We start from the raw sequence: 21305 nt of genomic DNA on the forward strand, positions 1-21305 counted from the left end.
TACACGTAAATGAATAAAGATGTTTGTTCTGCTTGCGATTCTTTAAAAGCTACAAGCAGTAATTTCATTCAAAAAGGTGTAACAGATACTATTTGTGCAAATCTTAAAGCAAACCAAGGCTTTGAAAACAAGGGCCACAATAACTGTACAGATATGCACGATATGAACGATTGCTTATTAGGTGGATTGCTAGAAAAGATAGATACAATTGATGTTTGCGACACAAAAGAAGCTATCAAAGATTTGGAAAAGAACCTAATCAGTATCATGGATGTAATGATTTGTTCTGATTGTGGGCAATGGGAAGAAATCGAAAAGCTATGGGCAGAAATCCAAAAGCTTTGGAATGCTATCAGAGATTTACAAAATAAGGTTGGAAAACTTGAAGGCAGCGTTGGAGATATGTACAGTGCAGTTGAAAAGATTCTTACAAATCTTAAAAACAGTGGTGCATGGAAACAAACAGGAGATACTGTATTTGAAGGAAAATTCAATGACGGAAGAAGCATTGCAACAGGTAATATCAATATTTTTGGTGGTACTCCTGACGGAAACTCATACATCCGTACTAATAATGGAAGTTCTGAGAATGATTTGGCTGGTGGTGTTTAATGACATGGCAAAACTTTCATGGAGCTTACGATAACACAGGGCCATACAATAACGTAGTATTAGGCGGAAATCCAGGCAATACCGCAGACTTTGGATTTCCTCTTGCTACCGCCCATGCTAAAGGGTATGGAAAAGGTATCAACTTTTCAGATGATGGAAACTATGGTGTTACTTTCACATTAGATTTAGTTGGTTATGGTGTAACGGATGCTGGTACATATACAGGTAACGGAAAGTATGTACAGTATGGCGGAAGATACAACTATATTTTGATCATTAGTGTTTCTAACAACAGCAAAGCCTCATGGAGAGAGATTTATAATCAAGTAATATTCTCTCATGCAGATACATGGCCATTGGCTTATTCATCAGGTTGGGAAACAGTGGCACAAAACAGTCAATGGAGTGGCAAGTTACAACTTCCAACAGATACAACACACGTTAAAGTTGAATTAAGAGGTGAAGATGCTACATTCCCTTACGAGAATATATATTCTATCCAACAGGTTATCCCTGATTTTAGACCATGGGCAGTAAGAAAAGGCGGTATATTCTATTCTTTGGATAGAGCTACAGGATGGTTTAAAAAGAGAGCTAAAGGTTCTTGGGCCACTATTGGCAAGTACAGTGCCGATAAAGCAAATAAAGAAAACCAAGGGTCAAGTAGAATTAGAAAAAATGGTAAATGGGTAGGACAAGGCAAAATTGGTAGTTAGGAGTAAACATGATTCCTTACTTTGAAATATTAGAATTTGGAAAAGTTAAGAAAAGATTCAGAGAGGCTTTAAGCACAATCAGTTTTTCAAATGAGTTGATGACAGTACCTGAAATGCAAATCACAATTCCTAACGAATACTACGATTTAATCTCAGGAAGAAAAGAAATGCGAGTAATCATGGATTGTGGAGTTTTCTACGGAATGATTACTGACTATAAACCATCTGTAAGTGGTTTAAACATATCTCTAACGCACGTAATCAATGAATGGACATACAGACAAGTCCCAACAAATTATGCGGTTAAAAACGCTCTTATAAAGAACGTATACGAAAGCGAAGATATGTATTATTCGACTCAGTGGAAGATGAATTTTGAAACTGAAATTGATAATGAAAAGATTGACTACGTTTATTCTAGACAATCTAAATTGGATGCACTTACTAAAACTTGTGAATTGACACCATCTGTTTATTGGAGAGTGCCATTTACAAATGATAAGCAAGTTGAAATTGGATATTTTGGGAAGAAACAACCTGTTATGCTTTCTAATAAACCAACGTTAGGAAGAAACTACAGAATCATTGGCGAACCAACAATGGAAACTGATTTCTCAGATGTTATTAACCTAGCTACAGTTTATGCTAATAAATCTGATAGCGGTATGTCGTCTTTATCACTGAGAGAAGTGTACAACGATAAAAGCTTACAGAATCCAAAATTCCCTGTAGTTATTTTGAGATCAAACATTAATAACGAGCGTGATTATGAATATGTAGACTTTCCTAAATTAGCTCCTAACAATCAATTGGAATACTCAATTATTGATACGGAATCAGTTGGATATGAAAGTGGTGTATTTATTGAAGGAACATTTGCATTTGATGATTTATCACCATTTAGCTTAGAGGATATGACAAAAGACTCTAAGGATTACAAATGGGTAATTCCTAAAGAACAAAGATTTTTAACTGATACAGAGGAAATAAACAACGCTAAAGCTTTATGGCACTCTTTAAAAGATATTTGGAGTAAATCTGCTATTGCTGCTTTATGTGGTTCGTGTCATGTGGAATCAACATTAAACCCTAACTTGTATCAAATGGGTGATGTTCCTGATTCTCAAAAAGGATTTGGATTAGTTCAGTGGACTCCATACACACGAATCACCAATTGGCTCGGTTCTCATGGATATTCAAGCTACACAATGTATGGAAAAGGAGAAGTAGCTAAGTTGGTTGAAGAATGGTCAACAAACGCTACAAATGGGCCTTGGATTCCTACTTCTTCTTATAACATCACATTTCAACAATGGTCACACATGGAAGCAGATATGAATTACATGGTAATGGCTTTTATGGCAGATTATGAGCGTGGAGATACATCTATTGATTTGCAGTATCAAAAACGTATTGAATTTGCTCAACGTGTCTATGGCTTGATTCCTGAGTGGGAACAAGACGATAACGGCACTACAACGGATAAAGATAAGACACAAGCTAGGCCTTGGAACGCTCAGAACTATATCAACACATGGAATGGTCAATCTATCGACATGGATGGTGTGCCAGTTGAACAACCATATCAATGTGTAGATGCATGGAAAAAAGCATTGCAGACATTAAATTATCCCGACCCTACGAGAGCTATAGGCGGCGATGGATATGCAGATTACATTTGGTATAACAGAGATGAATTAGGCTATTCTCAATACTTTGATTATGTTGATACACCTCAATTTGGTGATTGGTGCATATTTGGAAGAGGTGGTGACACACCTGCATCACACGTTGCAATGTACGTTTCTGATGCTGGTAATGGTAGAGCAAATTTCTTTGGCCAAAACCAACCTTATCCATATTGCAATACAACAACAATCAGTACATCAAATATCATTGGTATTTTCAGAGTAAAGAGCGTTTATGTACAACAGAGCATTGACCCCGAGTCTACAAACGGAACAACTATCATTACTGATAACGATAGAATTTATGCGGCCAAGGTTGTATATGATTGCGCCTGTAGAAAACTAATTAATGCAAGAAGAAAGTTTGCTATCAACGTTTCTTGTGAAGCATTACCTAAAGAAGTAAACGTAGGCGATAGAATCAGATTTATTTATGATCTCAATTTATTGCAATTAGGAAGTTGCAATAGATACATGAAACGTATTCTAAAACAAGACGATTGGTTCTATATCACAAGTCTACAAAGAGAAATAGATAAAACAGGAATTGAAATAGATACATTGACACTAGAGAAATTCCTAAGAACGGATAGAGACGGAAAGAGTGATTAGTTATGGATATTAGTAAGGCAATAAATATATTAGCCGATAGTGTCTATGATTTGAAAGAAAAAGGAAGATACAATTCCATTCAACGTAGAAACCACACAGTTGATTTTTATGGGTACGAGTTCCCTAGATGGGGATGTTCGAGTTCTAAACCAGCGGTAATAGGAATGTCAATTTCTCAGGATTTGATTTATTATGAGCGTTTTGAGTTTAAACTAGTAATAGATAATTCTACTGCTACAAACTTTAATATCGAGATTGAAGGAATAGACATGACACCATATTTCAAGCAACAATTCAATGGAGCTTGGATTACAGGCAATGGATTATGGCCTGGGCAATATTCTAACTTCGATGTTCTTAAAGCTTGTGGGTATCTTTCAGAAGCTGATAGAAACAGAATACTAGACCCAGGATATAAAACAATCAAAGTAACAGGAAATGGTAATTTTGATTGTACGTTAGTAAATTATCTTAAATATAGTCATGTAAACAGATAAGAGGCATCTATGAACAGATATGAGCAAAGAATTGAAAACCTATCAAATCATGTAAAACAAAATCCTAGAGATTGGCAGTCTGCCATATCGTTATTGAAATTGAACAGTCAACAAATTGACTTTAAAAGAAAACAAAAACAACAGTCTGCTAGATTGTCTATCAAAGCATACAAAAAGGAGGTTGTGTAGATGGAAAACAAATATAGCACTTCGGGAATTGGAGAAGATATTATCCGTAGTTTTACACAAATTGCAAGTGCAGAACTACACGCTAAAACCTTATTAGAAAAACGTATTTCAGAGGTTGAGAATGGATTAATTAGTGAAGAAGAAATTCCTGATAATTTAGAAAAGATTGAAGCACTAAAGAATGAAATTGATGATTATGCCAATATCAGACGTTCTCAAATGCTTTATCTATACAATTCTTTCGGTGGTGAAGGGGATAGAGAACAGTGGTGTTTAGTTAAACATTTAAGTATGGCTATGTACACTGCGTTTGAAGCGTATCAAGCTTCGGATAGAGACCCTGAACTATTGAATATTGCTTTGGAGATTAACAAGAAGTTTATTGAAGCTTGTACTAAGTTCTTAGGTGTAGAAATTACATCTTGTGCATCTTGTTTCGCAGACATTATGAAAGCTGGAGGAAAATAATATGCAACCTGTAGTATGTAATAAAGATATGGCGGTAGCGTTTCCTGTAAGAGATGGTGATTGCGAATTTTGGCTAGAAATCGTTGATTCTGTAAATGATATTACTAATCCAAGTAGAGACCATGCATACGTTGATTCAAAAGGATTATTCTATATCTACAACGGGAAAGAAATTCAAGTAATCAATGACCATGCAAATTTGAAAATCAAATGGGGAAATATGATTGGTGATATTTCTAACCAATTAGATTTAATGGAAATTCTAAATCAATTCGTTAAAACAATCTCTGTAAACGGAACAAACATTGCCAAAGATAACAACAAAAATATTGCTATCAAAGTGCCTATCACAACTATTAAATTAGATGGAAACACAATTAGTCCTGTTGATTATATTGTCAATCTAGATATAGCTAGTGTATATGCAAAGAAAACTGAAATACCCAAAAATGTGTCTGAGCTTCAAAATGATGCTGGATATATTAAACAAGAAGTTGTAGATCAATTAGTGCCTATCAAAACAATCAAAGTTAATAACGTAACGATACCACCTGACGAAAATCATGCAGTAAATATCGAATCAATTCGTTATAAAGTTGGAACTGCCGACCCAAACACGACAAATTGCCCTAACGGATATTTCTACTTTCAGATAGGAGACTAATCCATGGCTTATGTAGGTGGAGGATGGGCATTACTTGGAAATCATCAAATTTGGTCATACAGTGGCAGATGTAATATGTATTTCCAAGTTTACGCATGGAGTGAACAAGATGTCGTAAACAATAGGTCTACAGTCCATACAAGAACAAGGGTTTTAGTTGAAAATAAAAACCCAAGCTATTCAGGCTATCGTGTAGAACAAGATTGGTCTGCTGGAGTTACAGGAGCACCAAATTACAGTTCGCACGCTACTCTAAGCGATGGTGGGGCTGGCACTAACAAGGAATATATTCTACAAAACGGTTCATTTACTGTTGACCACGATTCTAATGGTAATGCATCAAGCAAAGTGCATTATTGGTTTAATGGAACATATACAGGGGCTATAGGAAGCCCTTATAACACAAATGTAGTAGACATCTCACTTCCTAAAATTGATAGAACCGCAGACAAGGCAACAATCAGTAATGTTGGAAGTACATATAAAACAATGTACTGTACTATATCCGTTCCGTTTGCTTCCGAAGAAAACCAATGGAGTAGAGACGGAAAAAAATGGGAAACGTGGAATAAAGCTATTAAAGCCGATACTCCTTTCGTTGACACGTGGACAGGGCTAAAACCAAACACTAAATATACAGGATATTATCGTTTTAAAAGAAAATACAATGGAGTTTGGAGTAAAGCAGTAGATTTTACTACGATAACTAAATATCCTAACTCACCTTCAAGAGGAACTGTTTCTTCGGGTTCAATAACATCTAACTCTGCAAAAGTTAGTTGGAGTGGATTCTCGTTAGGTGATATGGCTACAGATTATTCTTACCAAACATCTAATGACGGAAAAATTTGGACAGGACAAGATAAAGAAACTAGTTTAACTCTTAGTGGCTTAAAAGCTAATACAAAGTATACATTCTATGTAAGAATGGTCGATAACTACGGTCAACCTTCGTTGGCAGCTAGTACATCATTTACAACGTTGAACACTGCAAAACCAAATGTAGGTGGTATCGGTTGTATGGGAATCACACCTCATGGAGGTAGTTTTTCTTGGTATGGATTCTCCGTAAATGAAGGAGCTACAATAGATCATTACGAATATTCCTTAGATGATTCAAATTGGATTAACGTAGGAACTGATATTGGAGTTATTCTAAATGATTTAAACCCTGAAACAAGTTATACACTATATGTTCGTATTGTAGATAACTTTGGTTCTAAATCTGATAGTGCTACATTTGTTTTTAAAACTTTAATTGACCAATTGAAGATTGCTTATAACTCAAATACGTATGAAGAAAATATTCTTACAAAAGATGGTGTAGATATTCTAGCCAAGAATGGAGATAACTTGATTGTTGATGTTCTCGGTAAAGAACGATTAAGAACTGCTAGAGTTTTCTATAATGACAATGGAGTTATAAAAAAAGTAAAAGCAGTTTATTTCAACAAGAAAGGTAAGATTCTACGTCATACAAACTATGGTAGTTAGGAGGTACATATAAATGGGTGTTAGAATTGCAGAACTGCCTTCTAGTAAAGGCATTTCCAAAACAGATTTGATTATCGTCCAAGATAATGAAGCTACCAAACAAGGTACAATCCAACAATTAGACGATTCTTTAGGTGTAAGTAGACTTAAACAAGAATTTGATGCGTTGGGATTATCTGTAGACGAAGAAGGATATATTGTTCAGGAGGTACAAGAATAATGGCAAAACACAGAATTTTAACAGATGAAACAGGAGAAAAAATTGTAAAAGCATTAAATATTATTGCTCAAAACGGAATTTCACATCAATCAATGGATTGGCAGAAAGTAAGAACATTAATTGCTAACGGAGTCGGTGAAAGTGCGTTTGCTATTGGTACGCAGTTAATTGAAAAATGGACAGATACCGCTGATTCAAAAGAATACGATATGCCATGGCAAGTAAACCACTTTGAAGATATGACTTTAGAGGACGGAGAAGTAGTCCCTGGAATGTGGTTACAAACGCACTATACCTTGCCTTTTGGTATTCAATTTTCGCATCAGAGAGCGTTTCTAGCGTGTCCTGATGGACTTAGTGCTGGCACTTACAATTTCGATTTTGCTAAGGCATGGGGGAACAATGTTAAGCCAGGAATCAATTACCAATTTACATTGACAAAGCCTGTAGAAAAAGGCGGTAGATTAGCTGGATGCTATGGAGCACCCGACCAAGCACCATCTAATTGGAAAGTCTATTCATATGGTAAAGATGGAATTACATTAAATGAGACGGTAAATGTTACTGTTGGTAGTGGTGGAACAAATCTAGGAACAATCCCATATGACAGTAGAAGTGGAAATTTAAACTCAGTACAAGAATTGGCATATGGATGGAATCGTTGGAAAACATCTGCGTTACGACAATGGCTAAACTCAAGTAAGCCAAAAGGACAGTGGTGGACACCTCAGGATCAATGGGATATTTGTCCTGACCAATTAGCTTCTAAAGACGGATTCCTTTGTGGTATGCCTGAGGAAATGCTAAATTGTTTAAAAAAAGTAAAGGTGGTTACTTACGCTAACACTGTAAATGATGAAGGTGCAGAGGATATTACATATGATTATGTTACGTTACCTTCACTATCTCAGATGTTCATTAAACCACAAACTAGTGGTGAAGGTGATGTTCACACCTATTGGAAAAGAAGAAGCGGACGTACAACACCTTGCGAATGGTGGACAGATTATCCAAATATGGTTGAGTATTCCGTTGCAAATAAAACATCACCTCAGTACGTCCGTTTGCGTTCAGCCGACCTAGGCTATGCTTGTTATGCGTGGTATGTGAACGCTAGTGGCGGTGTCTACAGCAACAGCGCTTCCAGTGCGCATACGTTCGCCCCGCTTGTTTGCATCGCATAAATCTAAAATCGGGGCAGACAACGTACTGCCCCATACAAGGAAAGGAATTATTGAATGGCAACTAATGTAAATGAAAGAAATGTACCTGATACACCGACAAATAAAATGTTGGATTGTTTATGGGAAGCAAGAAACTTGTCTTTGTATACTGTAAAGATTTGTTCAAACACAAACAATTTTCCGCCTGAGTATTATCAGACAATGACGGGTGACATGATTAAGAAGGCAAAAGATATATACAGGCTAGGAAAAAGAGCAAATGCAATCTATGTTCAAGGTAAGACAGGACATGAAAGATGGGAAGAACGCAGTAGATACCAACGTGAAGCCATTTTCCTTTGTATAGATTTATTGTCTGACATAGATGTAGCAAAGACATTATTTAACATTCGTGGAAAACGAGTTAAATATTGGACTAATCAAGTAGTAACAGTAAAGAGAATGTATATCGCATGGCATAATGCAGATAAAGAGCGATATGCAAAATATATCAATTAGTAATTATTAATAAATACTAATACATACGGGATGTAGGTTGATTCTCAGAACGTCCGTTTGCGTTCAGCCAACCAAGGCAATGCTTGTAATACGTGGAATGTGAACACTAGTGGCAATGTCAACAACAACAACGCTTCCAATGCGAATACGTTCGCCCCGATTGTTTATCAACTTAAACTATATGGTCAACCTTAGATGTTGATACGATTTGATATGTGTAAACAAGGAACCTCATCCCTGCTCATTAGAGCGAACAATACCGCAGAATATACATAAATCAGTGTATTTTGCCACCGATGTTAGAGCCTCTTAAAAAAAGATGGTAGCTAACTATGACGGAAGGAAACTATTATTTTGAAAATAAAAGAATATATTACAAACTACGATCAATTGTTTGATTCAATGTTGAAATGTAAGAAAAATGTATCTTGGAAACCAAGTGTTAAATCATTTGTATTAAATGGTGTAGAAAATTGTTTGAAGATGGAAGAACAATTACAGAATGATACATGGATAAACAGAAAACCTAAACCAATTATTGTTACATATCCAAAAAGAAGGGAGTGTTTAAGTATTCCTTTCAGGGATAGAGTTTATCAACGTAGTATTAACGATAATTCATTATATCCTCAAACGACAAAACACTTTGTTTATACAAATATAGCTTGTCAAAAATTTAAAGGAACAAAGAAAGCTATGGATGTAATGAGACAATATCTTCATAGATATTACATCAACAACAAAACAAATGTAGGGTATGTTGTATGGATAGATATACATGGATATTATCAAAATATGAGACATAAAGATGTCAATGAATGTTTTTATAAGATGTGCGATTCAGATACTGCTAGTATGTCACAAGATGTGTTAGATACACAGTATACGGGAGACGTAGGGTATAATCCAGGTTCTCAAATGGTTCAGATTGCTGGCATAAGCTTATTAAATGAATTAGACCATTTCATCAAAGAAAAACTGCATTGTAAAAGCTTCATAAGATATATGGATGATTCCTATTTGATTACAAATGACAAAGAAAAAGCGAAGCAATGGAAGAAAATAGTTTGTGATAAGTTAATCGAATTAGGGTTTGAACCTAACCCAAAGAAAGCCAAAGTTCTAAGAATAGATAAAGGATTTATGTTTCTTGGATTTAAAGCTACATTATCAAAAACGGGTAAGGTATATTACAACCTAAGTTCAGAAAATATAAAACATGAAAGGCGAAAATTAAAGAAACAAGTCATTAAATCCAAGAAATGTGAAATGACAAAAGAAGAAATTGATGCAAGCCTTCATAGTTGGAAATCACACGCAGAATTAGGAAATACGTACAAGTTGTTGCAAAGAATAGATGCGTATTACGCTAATCTATGGAAGGAGATAAAAGTATGATTATCAAACAATTAGATGTTTCTATCGACAAACAAGCAGAAGAAGAATATCAAGCTTCTCAAGTTCAATCTACTAAAGATGAATTGGCAAATCAAAAGTTTCTAACAGAATACGTTGCTTGTATGGCAGGCATTGAATTGCCTGTTGAGGAAGAAGAAACGGAGGGAATGGCTCATGTACAAGATTTTGAGTAATCAAAAAATCAGGGTGATTGACGGAAAGTATAGCAAAGATAATTATATTTTCTTAGTAGAACAAGCTTATAAGAAAAAGAAAATCACCAAAGCAGAATATCAAGAGTTGATTGATTTTGAGTAATTTCGAGTATATTCAATATTTATTAGATATTATTGATAAGCAAAATAAAATCATCAAAGAACAAAATGAGATTCTATATATGTATGGAATTGATGTTTTAAGTAAAGAACAAGGGCGTTGAATGTACGTCCTTTTCTTTTCATTATATAATTGAGATGCCATAAAACAGTACCTCAGAAAATATGAGAGAGATGAAATGTTTTTGGAGGTGTAAATTTATGAATGTACAAGATTTTTTAACTTTATTACAGACTGCTGCTACTTTGGTTTGTGGAGGATTGGCTTTATATTTTAAATTCAGTACAAAAGCTAAAACTAAAGCAAAAGAAGTTCAAGAAGTGATTGCTAAAATCACTGCACAAGCGGTAGTTTACATTAAAGAAGCAGAGGATAACTACAAAGATACAACTAATGCTGGTGGTAAAAAATTTGAAGAAGTTGTTGGTAAGCTTTATGATCTAGTGCCTGATGCTTTACATGGCATCATTACAAAAGAAATGATTAGTGAAATCGTTCAAAGTACTTTTGATGAAATTGAAGAATACGTTAAGATTCAATTAGATAACGGAATTGATAAAATCAACGTCAAAGGTGACTAATAGTGAAAGTAATCACTATTGATTTAGAATATGTTTTATGGCTTTGCGGTTTAATTGCTTCCGTTTGGGGAGTTGTAAAAATCATTAAAGAGGTAAAGAAACCTAATGACGATTTAAAAGAAACTGTTAGAAAACACGAAGAATGGTTAGCAAGAGACAATGAGAGAATAAAATCAATTGAAAGTTTAGTTATCACACAAGAAGGGATTAAGAAAGAATTGAATGAACACTCTCGAAGATTAGGAGAACATGAAGAAAGATTAGAAGAAGATAAGCAACGTGGTAATTTGACATTAAAAGCAAACATTGCGATCATCAACAATATGCTTTCTGAAAACGACAAAGACAAACTCCAAGAGACTAGAGACGAAATCCAAGACTTTCTGCTAGATAAAAACTAAGGAGGATGAAAAATGGGAACTCCACAAGAGTTTTATAACTATGCTATCAATAAGGTTTTTAACAATAAAGGGCAAATAATGAACATTAATTATGTTCAAGGCGAAGAACCATATGGTGGACAGTGCGTTTCGTTGATTCAAGGATTGATGGCATGGGGAGGGAAACCATGTATTGCACGTGGCCATGCCAAAGATTGGTGGTTCAATCGAGCAAATAATGGTGTTTTAAGTTATTTTGATGTTGTTACGGGTGCTCCCCAAAATGGTGACGTGGGAGTGTCTGTAGGCGGGGATGCAAGATACGGACATATATTTATCTATTGGGAAGGCAGAGCACTCTCTCAGAATGTTCTAGGCAACCCTAAAGCCATGTTATGGCCACTGAATTATCAAGGAGCTATTTGGGGATATTTAAGACCTAAATTCTATACAAATGCTTCTACATATGATGCTTCTCAATTGATTAAAGAGAATGGAATGGCAACTTTCAAAAATGACACTGCTATCATTATTCATAGAGATACACCAACAGGTGCTTCATACGGAACATTTGTAAAAGGTGAAAAGCAAGTCTATACAGAAAAGTGGATTGGAAATGGACATAGATATATATCATGGATTCACACTAACGGTGTTAGATGCTTTGCAGCAGTAAGCGGTAGTGAATCATATGGTGTTGAGCCATGGGCCACAATCGGCGCTCCTGAAACAAAAGATATTGAATTAACACAAGAAGATGGAATTGCAGAATTCACTGTTGATGGTGTTCATAAGCACTATGATAATCCAAGTGGTGAAATCTTTGGCCAATGCAACGCAGGAGATAAGATTCGTTATTATTGGAAGTGCGTTACAAATGGACATAGATATGTTGTAGGAAAAGAAGGAGATAGAAAGTTCTTTGTTGCAGTGTCCGCCACAGAGGATAGAACGCAAATGTGGGCGAAATTTAGTGCACCTGATACAAATACTAAGGAAGATACGAAAGAGGACTCTAAGCCTTCTACAGAGCCTTCAAAACCAACTACAACAGACTACACTAAGAATGTTAAGGGATATGGAATTGATATTTCAGAACATAACAGTTCAGATATAGATTTATCTAAATATGATTTCGTAATCTTGCGTGCATCTTACGGAGAATATACCGATAAGAAATTTGAATACTTCGCAAACAAGTGTGAACAATTAAAAATTCCTTATGGCGTTTATGTATATGATTATGCGTTAGATGATAGTCAAGCACGTGCCGAAGCGGAATATGTATACAATCTAATCAAAGATAGAAATGTTCAATTAGGTGTATGGTTCGATATGGAGGATGCAGATAATTACAAGAAGAAAGCTGGTGTTCTTACAAAAGAAAGATGTTCATTCTCTTGCAAGGTGTTCTGCGACTATATGAGTGCTAAGGGATATTATACAGGTGTTTATACTAGCACTAGTTGGTTAGGAACATTTGTAGAAACAACTTATCCTATTTGGATTGCAAATTGGGGAACAAATGATGGAAATATTCAATCAGACCAATCAAGTGTCGGTGTTATCCATCAGTACGCAGCTAACCCAATCGACAAAGATATAATCTTCCATGATATTGATTTTTATAAATCAAATCCAAAGAAAGATGAATCAACAGACGATAAAAAGGATGAAAATGGTTCAGAAAACAAAAAAGATGAACCAAATACAGATTCTAAAGACGATAGCGAAAACAAAATCAATGTGACAGGAATCAATAAATTAATTGAACTGTTGCTAAAGATTGCTGAAAAAATAGCTAAATTGTTCAAATAATCGTACATAATGTACAAAATACGACATTAAATACTCGAATTTGGACAAAATCTGCAAAAAATAGGTTTATATGTTAAAATATATGCACATAGATTAGCAGAGTGCACAATGCGACCAATACCATAACGTGGTATAATATCTATGCTTAGGGGAATACAATTGTATTCATTTATCTCATGTACCAATTATAGGAACAAGGAGAAACGAAACTGCTACGCATTTAGTTGTGTGGCAGTTTTTGCTATGTTATAATGACAAAGGCCAACACATGATGAATTCTAAGTGAACCATGTTAGCTTGATGTACAAATCCAAGTTAGGCATATGGATTTATTAGTATTGATCTATAGTTATTCCAAGCGTGACTGATTGATATTATTTTTATGCAAAGTCGACTACAAAGAAAAATTATTTTCTTACCACTGAATAGAGTACAGACTAGTAGTACTTGAAAGGTGGTCTTTTTATATAAAATTCATGTTGCTATGATATAATCATGTTGCTAGGAAAAGCAGAGTGATAAAGGCCGAAGCTCTCTTTTGTGTAGAAATGATTGCAGACGTGTAATAGTATCTTCACTTTTCTCTTGTAGGCAACTAGCAAAAACAAAGAATGTGACAATTGCTAAAAGCTCCCTCTTTTAAAAATTGTCACCAAAACTCTCCCATACCTATCACATCCAGGTATGGTTTTTTTGTTTTTTAACAAATCTCAAAATTTATATGCTATATTATTGATGTGTTCTTCATGGATGGACACAACCCTTTCAAAGATAACTAAAACTTATGCAAAAGAGTCTCCTTACCAAGCGGGAGGCTTTTTTGTTTTTATATTATAAGGAAAAGAAACAATAATATGTTTTTGGCATAATGGCATAAAGCACGTGGCATAACAGATGGAATATTTTTTTGGAATCAATGGAATAAAAAGTAGCCAAAAATGAGAAAGTATGAGAACATAAAGTAAACTAGATGAATAAAAAATAAAGAAAAATAAAGAGCTAGAAACTTGCAAATATCATTCAACAAAAAGAAAAGATCATTCGCAATAAGGGCTGTGAAGCTTTGCTTGAAATTGTCAACTCACAAATCATGTTGTATGAAATTGATCAATTAGAAACACCAACCAGTGTGCAAGAGCTTATTGATTTTGGGTATTTAAAAAAGGGACAGGATACTTGTCCGGATCATAGTAAAGTGGTGATTGTGGATGGACAAGCCGTATCCCAATAAGAATGGCTTTACCTTAGTTGAAATGTTGATCGTGCTCTTCATTGTTTCTATGCTTGGATTTGGAATATCCTTTCGTATGCACTCTTCTTTATATGTGTTTATGAAGAATCTGCAGACTCTATGTATTACAGCCCAGGAAAAAGCATATGTCGAACATAAAAAAGTGTATGTGAAGCTAAATGATAAGATTTATGTAGATGAAGAGGAATATTTGATACCAAATGATATTGTATGTGATTCGGTATCCTTTTACTACAATGCCAAGGGCAATATGTCGAAGGCTCTATCTCTACATTGTCAAAATGCATCCAGTCAAATGAAACTAGTGTTTCAGGTTGGTGCTGGGAGGGTTCGTCTTGAAAAAGAGTAATGGTTTTTTATTAGAAGATGCCTTATTTGCGTTTTTTGTGATCTTGATTTGTGTAAGTTTATTATTGAATGGTGTATATACTTTATATTTTCAAAGGAATCTTAAAATCGATGAGAAAATTGAAAAGAAATGGTTTTACTCTGATTGAAGCCTTATTGGCCTTGTTTATCACAAGCCTAGTCAGTTTATTAGGGTGCATGCTGATGCGTTGTGCTTTACAATTTGCGCATATGGATGTAGATACACAGAATCAATTTGCGATTTTACAATTAAGAAGAGAATTGGCACAGTCAAATGATTTGAAAATTGAATCGGATGGTTTAAGCTACATTTTAAATCATGAAAAGAAAGTCTTGTATTTTGATAAGCATCGCATTGTGAAAAGTCCTGGCTATGAAATCTATATGGAACAAATTGATGAGGCTATATTTTATAAGAAAGAAGATGGATATTATGTTTGGTTTAAAAAGAAGAATAAAACCTATGACTTTGAACTCTATTAATGGATATGCCAGTGAAGTAAGTTTAGTGTGTTTATTTCTAGTGCTTCAAATTGTCTCTTTTTTATCTTTGAGTACGATGCAAAATGTATATCTATTAAAGGCCAATCAACAAAATATTCTAGAACTATCCATCGTGGATCATGCCAAACATATGATTCATCATAATAATCGTATTAAGTTGTGTCATACAAGTGAAGAACCAATCAAACAAAAAGATGAATTTATACAGAATTGTAATGTGCATTTTGAAGATCATGAGACTTTTATTGAATGTACATACTTACATGTTTCAATGAAAATCTATTATGACGATAAGGCAATCGTTTCGGTTGATATTGACGAACAATGAAAAAAAAGATAAAATTGATGCATAGCGATGAATTAGAGTAGTAGAAGGAAATGGCAATTTTTAGAGAGCTAAAGTTGGTGGAATTTAGCATTGTACAGCCTTTGAACTTGCTAAGGAGCTGATGAGTAATGTTATCCGTATGCTCTGCGATAAAGAGTTTGAGGGGCACAATGAGAATTGTGAACTAAGGTGGTACCGCGTACAAACGTCCTTAGATTTCAAGGGCGTTTTTTATTTTTTAATAGGAGGCTAATATGTACGATCATTTAGAAGTAGAAAAGAAATGGCACAAATATTGGGCAGATCATGAAACATTTAAAACAGATGTTTGGGATTTTTCAAAACCTAAATTTTATGCACTAGACATGTTCCCATATCCTAGTGGTGTAGGATTACATGCCGGACATCCAGAAGGATATACAGCTACAGATATCGTTTCGCGTATGAAACGTATGCAAGGATATAACGTTCTTCACCCAATGGGATATGACTCATTTGGACTTCCAGCTGAACAATATGCTGTTCAAACAGGAAACAATCCAAATGGATTCACACAAAAAAACATCAAGACTTTCACAAAACAGTTACAGGAATTGGGATTTGATTATGACTGGTCAAAAATGATTGCCACATCAGATCCAGAATTCTATCACTGGACACAATGGATCTTTAAACAATTGTATAACGATGGCTATGCCAAGTATGTAGATATGCCAGTAAACTGGTGTGAAGAATTAGGTACAGTATTATCGAACGATGAAGTTATCGATGGTAAGAGTGAACGTGGTGGATATCCAGTGATTCGTAAAAACATGAAACAACTTTGTATCGACCAGGCTGCTTTTGCGGAACGATTACTAGAAGGTTTGAATGAAATTGACTGGCCAGAATCTACAAAGGAAATGCAAAGAAACTGGATTGGACGTTCAACCGGTGTTGAAGTTCAATTTGAAATCGTAGGTGGAGGAAAATTCTCTATCTTTACAACATGTATCGAAACAATCTATGGTATTACATTCATGGTACTTGCACCAGATGGAGATTTAGTGCAGGAATTAATGCCAAGAATTAAAAATCAGGATGAAGTAAAAGCTTATATTCAAGAAACGGTTTCAAAATCGGAAATGGACCGTACAGAATTGAATAAAGGAAAAACAGGATGTCGTCTAGAAGGTATTAAAGCCATCAATCCAGTCAATGGTAGAGAAGTTGAAGTCTTTATTGGAGATTTCGTTTTAGCAAACTATGGGACAGGTGCTGTTATGGCTGTACCAAGTCATGATCAACGTGACTTTGAATATGCGATTGCCCATAATATTGACAGGATTCAAGTTATTGAAGGACAAGATGTAAGTGAACATGCCTTTGAAAAACAGGACTATTTAGGAAAAGGCTGCAAGCTAATTAACTCTGAAGAATTTACAGGTTTGACTGTAGAAGAGGCAAAAGTAGCTATCACTAAAAAATTAGTGGATATGGGTATTGCGAAAGAAACAGTGAATTATCGTTTCCGTGAATGGATCTTTGCACGTCAGCGTTATTGGGGAGAACCAGTTCCAATCGTACACTTAGAAGATGGAACAGACTATGTTCTTCCAGATGAAGAGTTGCCATTGATCTTACCTGAACTTGAAGACTACAAGGGACACAATGGTAAGGCTCCACTAGAAAATGCGACAGAATGGAAACAATACAACCAAAATGGTGTAAAGGGTGTTCGTGAAACAAGTACAATGCCAGGATCTGCCGGATCTTCATGGTATTATTTACGTTATATTGATCCACACAATGATAAACAATTGGCCGATCCAGAATTATTAAAGCACTGGATGCCAGTTGATCTATACGTGGGTGGACCCGAACATGCGGTAGGACACTTGATGTATTCTCGTATTTGGAATAATTATCTATACGACAAGGGTGTTGTGGCATGTAAAGAACCATTCAAGAAATTAGTGCACCAAGGTATGATCTTAGGTGAAAACGGAATTAAAATGGGTAAACGATTCCCAGAATATGTAGTCAATCCTTCAGATATCGTTAAAAAATATGGTGCTGATACACTACGTCTATATGAAATGTTCATGGGACCATTAGAACAAAGTAAACCATGGTCAATGGCTGGTTGTGATGGAGCTAGAAGATGGATCGATCGTGTTTATCGTTTATTCATTGAATCTGGTAAAGTCACAGATACAAATGATGGTAAGTTGGATAAAGTTTACAACCAGACTGTTAAAAAGGTTACTGAAGATTATGAAGCATTAGGCTTCAATACAGCGATTTCACAGATGATGATTTTTGTGAATGAAGCTTATAAAGCAGAAACCGTTTATAAACCATATGCCGAAGGAATTGTGAAGATGCTTTCATGTATTACACCTCATATTGGTGAAGAAATGTGGCAATTACTAGGTCACGAAGATACAATTGCGTATGAGCCTTGGCCAACGTATGATGAAGCAAAATTGATTGAAGATACAATCACTTGTGTTGTTCAGGTCAATGGTAAAGTGCGTGGTAAATTTGAAGCGGCTGTTGGTTCTAGCAATGAAGAACTTGAAAAACAAGCTATGGAACTAGAAACAGTTCAGCGTCAGCTTGAAGGAAAGACAATTCGTAAAGTTATCGTTGTTAAGGGTAAAGTTGTAAACATTGTTGCCAACTAAGAAGGTGTGTTATGCAAATCAAAACCATAAGTATTCAAGAGTATCGAGATTATTTAGATACTCTTGATGCTGTTATCTTTCAACAATCGGATTTTCAGGCACAAAAGTTTATGCATGATGGTTGGCAAGTTGAATTTATTCAAGCTATTGAACTAGATAAAGTATATGCAACGTGTATGCTTGCATATATTCCTTTGATGAAAGTCTTTAAATATTGTTATATTTCAAGAGGATTTATTGCTGATTATAAACAAAAGGATAAACTTAATAGTTTTGTATCCGAGTTGAAAAAATACCTTAAAAAGAAGAATGTTGTGTATCTAGAAACGGATCCAGAAATTGATTTACAAGAAAGAGATAAAGATGGAAATGTTGTTGAAGGTGGATTCAATAATTTTGATGTAGTAGAAAATTTGAAGTCATCAGGCTTTGTACAACTTCCATTGACTCAAGGCTATGATTTAAATAAAGAGTGTCGTTGGTGTTCAAGTTTAGATCTACGTAATAAAACGGCCGATGATATTTTTAAAGAGTTTTCTTACACAACAAGACAGGACGTTCGTAGTGCACAAAAATATTGTGTAAATGTTAGAAAATTAAATGTTAATGAATTAGATATTTTAGATTCTATGGAACAAGAGACGAGTAAACGTCATAACTTCCATGCTTTTGATTTAAACTATTATAAAGAACTTTATGAGTTCTATGGTGATGATCATGTAGAAACGTGGTTGTCTTATTTAGATTTAGATCAATATTCTTCTAAAATACAGAAAGAATATGATAAGACTTTAAAAGACATTGAAAAAACAAAGGCATTCTTAGAAGCGAATCCTGGCAATGTCAAAAAGGAAAAGCGTTTAAAGACTGATGAAGAATACTATAATTCTTTAAAGAAAAAATTAAACCAAATTTCAGATTTAAAAAATGAATACGGGGATATTGTACCTTTGGCTTGTTGTTTGTTCTTGAAGTATTCAAATCAAATTATTTATTTGGTTGGATCAAGTAATTATGAACAAAGAGTCTTTAGAGGACCATATGCGATTCATTGGAATATGATTCAAGAAGCTATAGAAGAAGGGTATGAGTACTATAACTTCTATGGTATTAGTGGTTTATTCAAACCTGAACAAGAGGGGTATGGAGTATTTGATTTTAAAAGAGGTTTTAATGCTGTAGTGCGTGAATATATTGGTAACTTCATTCTTCCTTGTAAACCGTTTATTTTTAAAATTTACAACAATTTAAAACATATTTGTTGAGTTTAGATTCTAGATTCGATATAATAAGTTCGCTATGATAAGAAAGAGTACACAGATTATCTATTTCTTAGAGAGAAACTGGCTGGTGTAAAGTTTCAAATAGACCTGTGGAATACACCTTGGAGCTTCAATTTTGACGTATACCTGCGTTAAAGGTTTAAGTGCATACAAAGAATTTTTGTATGAAGTAAGGTGGTACCGCGATTCAATCGTCCTTATCGGGCGATTTTTTTTATTATCAGGGAGGACAAAATGGAATTATTTGAAGAATTGAAATGGCGTGGTTTAGTTGACAACGTTACAAGTGAAGAAGTAGAAGATGTCATCAATAATGGGGAAGTCACATTTTATATTGGGACAGATCCAACGGCAGATAGCTTGCACATTGGACACTATTCATCTTTGTTGATGGCAAAACGTTTAGAAAAACATGGACATCATCCAATTATGTTGGTAGGTGGAGCTACTGGATTTATTGGAGATCCAAAGGCAACTGGCGAAAGAAGTATGTTGGCTCCAGAAGTATTAAAGTCTAACTATGATGCATTACATGCACAAATCTCTAAATTATGGGGCTTTGACATGGTCAATAACTTAGACTGGACAAAAGATATCACAATTATTGATTTCTTGCGTGACTATGGAAAATTGTTCAACGTAAACTACATGTTGAATAAGGAAACTGTAAAGAAACGTTTGGATTCAGGAATTAGTTATACAGAATTTTCTTATATGATCCTTCAATCTTTAGACTTCTTAAATCTATATCAGACAAAAGGATGTACGATGCAGATTGGTGGACAGGACCAATGGGGAAATATCACTTCAGGTCTAGAGTTGATTCGTAAAAAATGTGGTGCTGATGTGAAATGTTACGGATTGACTATGCCATTGATCACGAAGGCAGATGGAACTAAATTTGGTAAGAGTGAAACGGGAACTGTTTGGTTGGATCCTAAAAAGACTTCACCATATGAACTATACCAATTCTTGTTTAATACAGATGATTCAAAGGTTATTGAATACTTAAAGAAATTAACGTTCCTAACAAAAGAAGAAATCGATGCTTTAGAAGTATCTTTAAAAGAAGATGCTGGAAGACGTGAAGCACAAAAGAAATTGGCTGAAGAAGTTGTACGTGATTTACATGGTGAAGAAGGTTTAGAATCTGCATTAAAGATCACAAATGCCTTATTTAGAGGTCAATTAAATGATTTAGATGAACAACAACGTCTAGATGCTGTTAAAAACATGGATAAAGTAGACCAGGAAGCTGGTAAGACTTTAATTGATGTTTTAGTGGAGGCTAAAATTGCTTCAAGTCGTCGTGAAGCTAGAGAATGGATCAAAGGAAACTCAATTAGTTTAAACGGTGTAAAAGTCAATGATGAAACATTGGTTATAGATTCATCACAGGCTTATGTATCAAACTATGTGATCATTCGTCGTGGTAAGAAAAGATATTACTGCTTAAATTTAAAATAAAGCAATAGGCCAGTTTAAAATACTGGTCTTTTGTAATTATGTACATGTCGAAATGACATGATATTATTTATTTCGTTT

The 21305-nt window shown here is 34.8% G+C and carries 26 protein-coding genes and 2 other annotated features; all 26 genes read left to right on the plus strand.

From position 1 onward, the window contains the following. Positions 1–9: 9 nt before the first annotated feature. Positions 10–612, plus strand: a complete 603-nt coding sequence (locus tag Q0F04_RS00375) for a hypothetical protein (RefSeq protein WP_178650318.1) — start codon at positions 10–12, stop codon at positions 610–612. Continuing rightward, entirely contained in the window at positions 612–1328 is a 717-nt protein-coding gene (locus Q0F04_RS00380; RefSeq protein WP_295748845.1) for a hypothetical protein, read from the plus strand. Before Q0F04_RS00375 ends, Q0F04_RS00380 begins: the two co-directional genes overlap by 1 nt. Before the next feature lie 8 nt (positions 1329–1336). After that, positions 1337–3628 carry a phage tail tip lysozyme gene (locus Q0F04_RS00385; RefSeq protein WP_295748848.1) on the plus strand — a complete coding sequence of 764 codons (2292 nt, stop codon included), beginning with the start codon at positions 1337–1339 and terminating at the stop codon, positions 3626–3628. Positions 3629–3630: 2 nt separating this feature from the next. Then, positions 3631–4125 (plus strand): hypothetical protein, encoded by a 495-nt coding sequence (locus Q0F04_RS00390; protein WP_295748851.1) that lies wholly within the window; start codon positions 3631–3633, stop codon positions 4123–4125. Positions 4126–4134: 9 nt separating this feature from the next. Next, complete coding sequence (locus Q0F04_RS00395; RefSeq protein WP_278462256.1) at positions 4135–4314, plus strand: hypothetical protein; 180 nt, start codon at positions 4135–4137, stop codon at positions 4312–4314. After that, positions 4315–4782: a hypothetical protein gene (locus tag Q0F04_RS00400; protein WP_295748861.1), complete on the plus strand. Its 468-nt coding sequence runs from the start codon at positions 4315–4317 to the stop codon at positions 4780–4782. A gap of 1 nt (position 4783) precedes the next feature. Further along, positions 4784–5446, plus strand: coding sequence for a hypothetical protein (locus tag Q0F04_RS00405; RefSeq protein WP_295748864.1), 663 nt, complete (start codon positions 4784–4786; stop codon positions 5444–5446). Positions 5447–5449: 3 nt separating this feature from the next. After that, the gene (locus Q0F04_RS00410) at positions 5450–6940 is read left to right on the plus strand and encodes a fibronectin type III domain-containing protein (RefSeq protein WP_295748867.1); all 1491 of its coding nucleotides are present in this window, start codon (positions 5450–5452) and stop codon (positions 6938–6940) included. Between the two features lie 13 nt (positions 6941–6953). Then, a complete protein-coding gene (locus Q0F04_RS00415) occupies positions 6954–7160 on the plus strand; it encodes a hypothetical protein (protein ID WP_295748870.1) in 207 nt (68 codons plus the stop codon). After that, a complete protein-coding gene (locus Q0F04_RS00420; RefSeq protein ID WP_295748873.1) occupies positions 7160–8344 on the plus strand; it encodes a DUF6273 domain-containing protein in 1185 nt (394 codons plus the stop codon). The genes Q0F04_RS00415 and Q0F04_RS00420 overlap by 1 nt, the downstream gene beginning before the upstream one ends. Positions 8345–8398: 54 nt before the next feature. Next, complete coding sequence (locus Q0F04_RS00425; RefSeq protein WP_295748875.1) at positions 8399–8842, plus strand: hypothetical protein; 444 nt, start codon at positions 8399–8401, stop codon at positions 8840–8842. 354 nt (positions 8843–9196) lie between these two features. After that, positions 9197–10240, plus strand: a complete 1044-nt coding sequence (locus Q0F04_RS00430; RefSeq protein ID WP_295748878.1) for a reverse transcriptase domain-containing protein — start codon at positions 9197–9199, stop codon at positions 10238–10240. Then, on the plus strand, positions 10237–10434 hold the full coding sequence (locus Q0F04_RS00435) for a hypothetical protein (protein WP_295748880.1): 198 nt from the start codon (positions 10237–10239) through the stop codon (positions 10432–10434). The genes Q0F04_RS00430 and Q0F04_RS00435 overlap by 4 nt, the downstream gene beginning before the upstream one ends. Further along, the gene (locus Q0F04_RS00440; protein ID WP_295748883.1) at positions 10415–10558 is read left to right on the plus strand and encodes a hypothetical protein; all 144 of its coding nucleotides are present in this window, start codon (positions 10415–10417) and stop codon (positions 10556–10558) included. Before Q0F04_RS00435 ends, Q0F04_RS00440 begins: the two co-directional genes overlap by 20 nt. Then, entirely contained in the window at positions 10551–10679 is a 129-nt protein-coding gene (locus Q0F04_RS00445; protein ID WP_295748886.1) for a hypothetical protein, read from the plus strand. Before Q0F04_RS00440 ends, Q0F04_RS00445 begins: the two co-directional genes overlap by 8 nt. Before the next feature lie 97 nt (positions 10680–10776). Then, positions 10777–11157 (plus strand): hypothetical protein, encoded by a 381-nt coding sequence (locus Q0F04_RS00450; RefSeq protein WP_278462235.1) that lies wholly within the window; start codon positions 10777–10779, stop codon positions 11155–11157. Between the two features lie 2 nt (positions 11158–11159). Next, the gene (locus tag Q0F04_RS00455; protein WP_295748890.1) at positions 11160–11558 is read left to right on the plus strand and encodes a hypothetical protein; all 399 of its coding nucleotides are present in this window, start codon (positions 11160–11162) and stop codon (positions 11556–11558) included. Between the two features lie 12 nt (positions 11559–11570). Next, on the plus strand, positions 11571–13355 hold the full coding sequence (locus Q0F04_RS00460) for a GH25 family lysozyme (protein ID WP_295748893.1): 1785 nt from the start codon (positions 11571–11573) through the stop codon (positions 13353–13355). A gap of 1063 nt (positions 13356–14418) precedes the next feature. After that, complete coding sequence (locus tag Q0F04_RS00465) at positions 14419–14586, plus strand: hypothetical protein (RefSeq protein WP_295748896.1); 168 nt, start codon at positions 14419–14421, stop codon at positions 14584–14586. Continuing rightward, a complete protein-coding gene (gene comGD, locus Q0F04_RS00470; RefSeq protein WP_295748899.1) occupies positions 14564–14956 on the plus strand; it encodes a competence type IV pilus minor pilin ComGD in 393 nt (130 codons plus the stop codon). The genes Q0F04_RS00465 and comGD overlap by 23 nt, the downstream gene beginning before the upstream one ends. Next, the gene (locus tag Q0F04_RS00475; protein ID WP_288522132.1) at positions 14943–15104 is read left to right on the plus strand and encodes a hypothetical protein; all 162 of its coding nucleotides are present in this window, start codon (positions 14943–14945) and stop codon (positions 15102–15104) included. Before comGD ends, Q0F04_RS00475 begins: the two co-directional genes overlap by 14 nt. Continuing rightward, positions 15067–15459 (plus strand): competence type IV pilus minor pilin ComGF, encoded by a 393-nt coding sequence (locus Q0F04_RS00480; RefSeq protein ID WP_295748903.1) that lies wholly within the window; start codon positions 15067–15069, stop codon positions 15457–15459. Before Q0F04_RS00475 ends, Q0F04_RS00480 begins: the two co-directional genes overlap by 38 nt. Next, on the plus strand, positions 15410–15808 hold the full coding sequence (locus Q0F04_RS00485) for a hypothetical protein (RefSeq protein WP_295748906.1): 399 nt from the start codon (positions 15410–15412) through the stop codon (positions 15806–15808). Before Q0F04_RS00480 ends, Q0F04_RS00485 begins: the two co-directional genes overlap by 50 nt. 18 nt (positions 15809–15826) lie before the next feature. Then, positions 15827–16024: a binding site (T-box leader), on the plus strand. Between the two features lie 38 nt (positions 16025–16062). Further along, entirely contained in the window at positions 16063–18477 is a 2415-nt protein-coding gene (gene leuS, locus Q0F04_RS00490) for a leucine--tRNA ligase (protein ID WP_295748909.1), read from the plus strand. 11 nt (positions 18478–18488) lie between these two features. Then, positions 18489–19742: a peptidoglycan bridge formation glycyltransferase FemA/FemB family protein gene (locus Q0F04_RS00495; protein ID WP_295748912.1), complete on the plus strand. Its 1254-nt coding sequence runs from the start codon at positions 18489–18491 to the stop codon at positions 19740–19742. A 25-nt stretch (positions 19743–19767) separates the two neighbouring features. Further along, positions 19768–19962, plus strand: a binding site (T-box leader). A 32-nt stretch (positions 19963–19994) separates the two neighbouring features. Continuing rightward, positions 19995–21227 carry a tyrosine--tRNA ligase gene (gene tyrS, locus Q0F04_RS00500; RefSeq protein ID WP_295748914.1) on the plus strand — a complete coding sequence of 411 codons (1233 nt, stop codon included), beginning with the start codon at positions 19995–19997 and terminating at the stop codon, positions 21225–21227. Positions 21228–21305: the final 78 nt, after the last annotated feature.

Source organism: uncultured Holdemanella sp., from assembly GCF_934772795.1.
In the GTDB taxonomy this organism is placed as follows: Bacteria; Bacillota_I; Bacilli_A; order Erysipelotrichales; family Erysipelotrichaceae; genus Holdemanella.

What these genes read in the sequence shown, in the direction of transcription:
- leuS (WP_295748909.1), top strand. Translation starts at nt 16,063, where the DNA reads ATGTACGATCATTTAGAAGTAGAAAAGAAATGGCACAAATATTGGGCA.
- comGD (WP_295748899.1), top strand. Translation starts at nt 14,564, where the DNA reads ATGGACAAGCCGTATCCCAATAAGAATGGCTTTACCTTAGTTGAAATG.
- Q0F04_RS00415 (WP_295748870.1), top strand. Translation starts at nt 6,954, where the DNA reads ATGGGTGTTAGAATTGCAGAACTGCCTTCTAGTAAAGGCATTTCCAAA.
- Q0F04_RS00385 (WP_295748848.1), top strand. Translation starts at nt 1,337, where the DNA reads ATGATTCCTTACTTTGAAATATTAGAATTTGGAAAAGTTAAGAAAAGA.
- Q0F04_RS00435 (WP_295748880.1), top strand. Translation starts at nt 10,237, where the DNA reads ATGATTATCAAACAATTAGATGTTTCTATCGACAAACAAGCAGAAGAA.
- Q0F04_RS00495 (WP_295748912.1), top strand. Translation starts at nt 18,489, where the DNA reads ATGCAAATCAAAACCATAAGTATTCAAGAGTATCGAGATTATTTAGAT.
- Q0F04_RS00400 (WP_295748861.1), top strand. Translation starts at nt 4,315, where the DNA reads ATGGAAAACAAATATAGCACTTCGGGAATTGGAGAAGATATTATCCGT.
- Q0F04_RS00410 (WP_295748867.1), top strand. Translation starts at nt 5,450, where the DNA reads ATGGCTTATGTAGGTGGAGGATGGGCATTACTTGGAAATCATCAAATT.
- Q0F04_RS00395 (WP_278462256.1), top strand. Translation starts at nt 4,135, where the DNA reads ATGAACAGATATGAGCAAAGAATTGAAAACCTATCAAATCATGTAAAA.
- Q0F04_RS00380 (WP_295748845.1), top strand. Translation starts at nt 612, where the DNA reads ATGACATGGCAAAACTTTCATGGAGCTTACGATAACACAGGGCCATAC.
- Q0F04_RS00485 (WP_295748906.1), top strand. Translation starts at nt 15,410, where the DNA reads ATGTTTGGTTTAAAAAGAAGAATAAAACCTATGACTTTGAACTCTATT.
- Q0F04_RS00480 (WP_295748903.1), top strand. Translation starts at nt 15,067, where the DNA reads ATGAGAAAATTGAAAAGAAATGGTTTTACTCTGATTGAAGCCTTATTG.
- Q0F04_RS00460 (WP_295748893.1), top strand. Translation starts at nt 11,571, where the DNA reads ATGGGAACTCCACAAGAGTTTTATAACTATGCTATCAATAAGGTTTTT.
- Q0F04_RS00425 (WP_295748875.1), top strand. Translation starts at nt 8,399, where the DNA reads ATGGCAACTAATGTAAATGAAAGAAATGTACCTGATACACCGACAAAT.
- Q0F04_RS00440 (WP_295748883.1), top strand. Translation starts at nt 10,415, where the DNA reads ATGTACAAGATTTTGAGTAATCAAAAAATCAGGGTGATTGACGGAAAG.
- Q0F04_RS00375 (WP_178650318.1), top strand. Translation starts at nt 10, where the DNA reads ATGAATAAAGATGTTTGTTCTGCTTGCGATTCTTTAAAAGCTACAAGC.
- Q0F04_RS00390 (WP_295748851.1), top strand. Translation starts at nt 3,631, where the DNA reads ATGGATATTAGTAAGGCAATAAATATATTAGCCGATAGTGTCTATGAT.
- Q0F04_RS00450 (WP_278462235.1), top strand. Translation starts at nt 10,777, where the DNA reads ATGAATGTACAAGATTTTTTAACTTTATTACAGACTGCTGCTACTTTG.
- Q0F04_RS00420 (WP_295748873.1), top strand. Translation starts at nt 7,160, where the DNA reads ATGGCAAAACACAGAATTTTAACAGATGAAACAGGAGAAAAAATTGTA.
- tyrS (WP_295748914.1), top strand. Translation starts at nt 19,995, where the DNA reads ATGGAATTATTTGAAGAATTGAAATGGCGTGGTTTAGTTGACAACGTT.
- Q0F04_RS00405 (WP_295748864.1), top strand. Translation starts at nt 4,784, where the DNA reads ATGCAACCTGTAGTATGTAATAAAGATATGGCGGTAGCGTTTCCTGTA.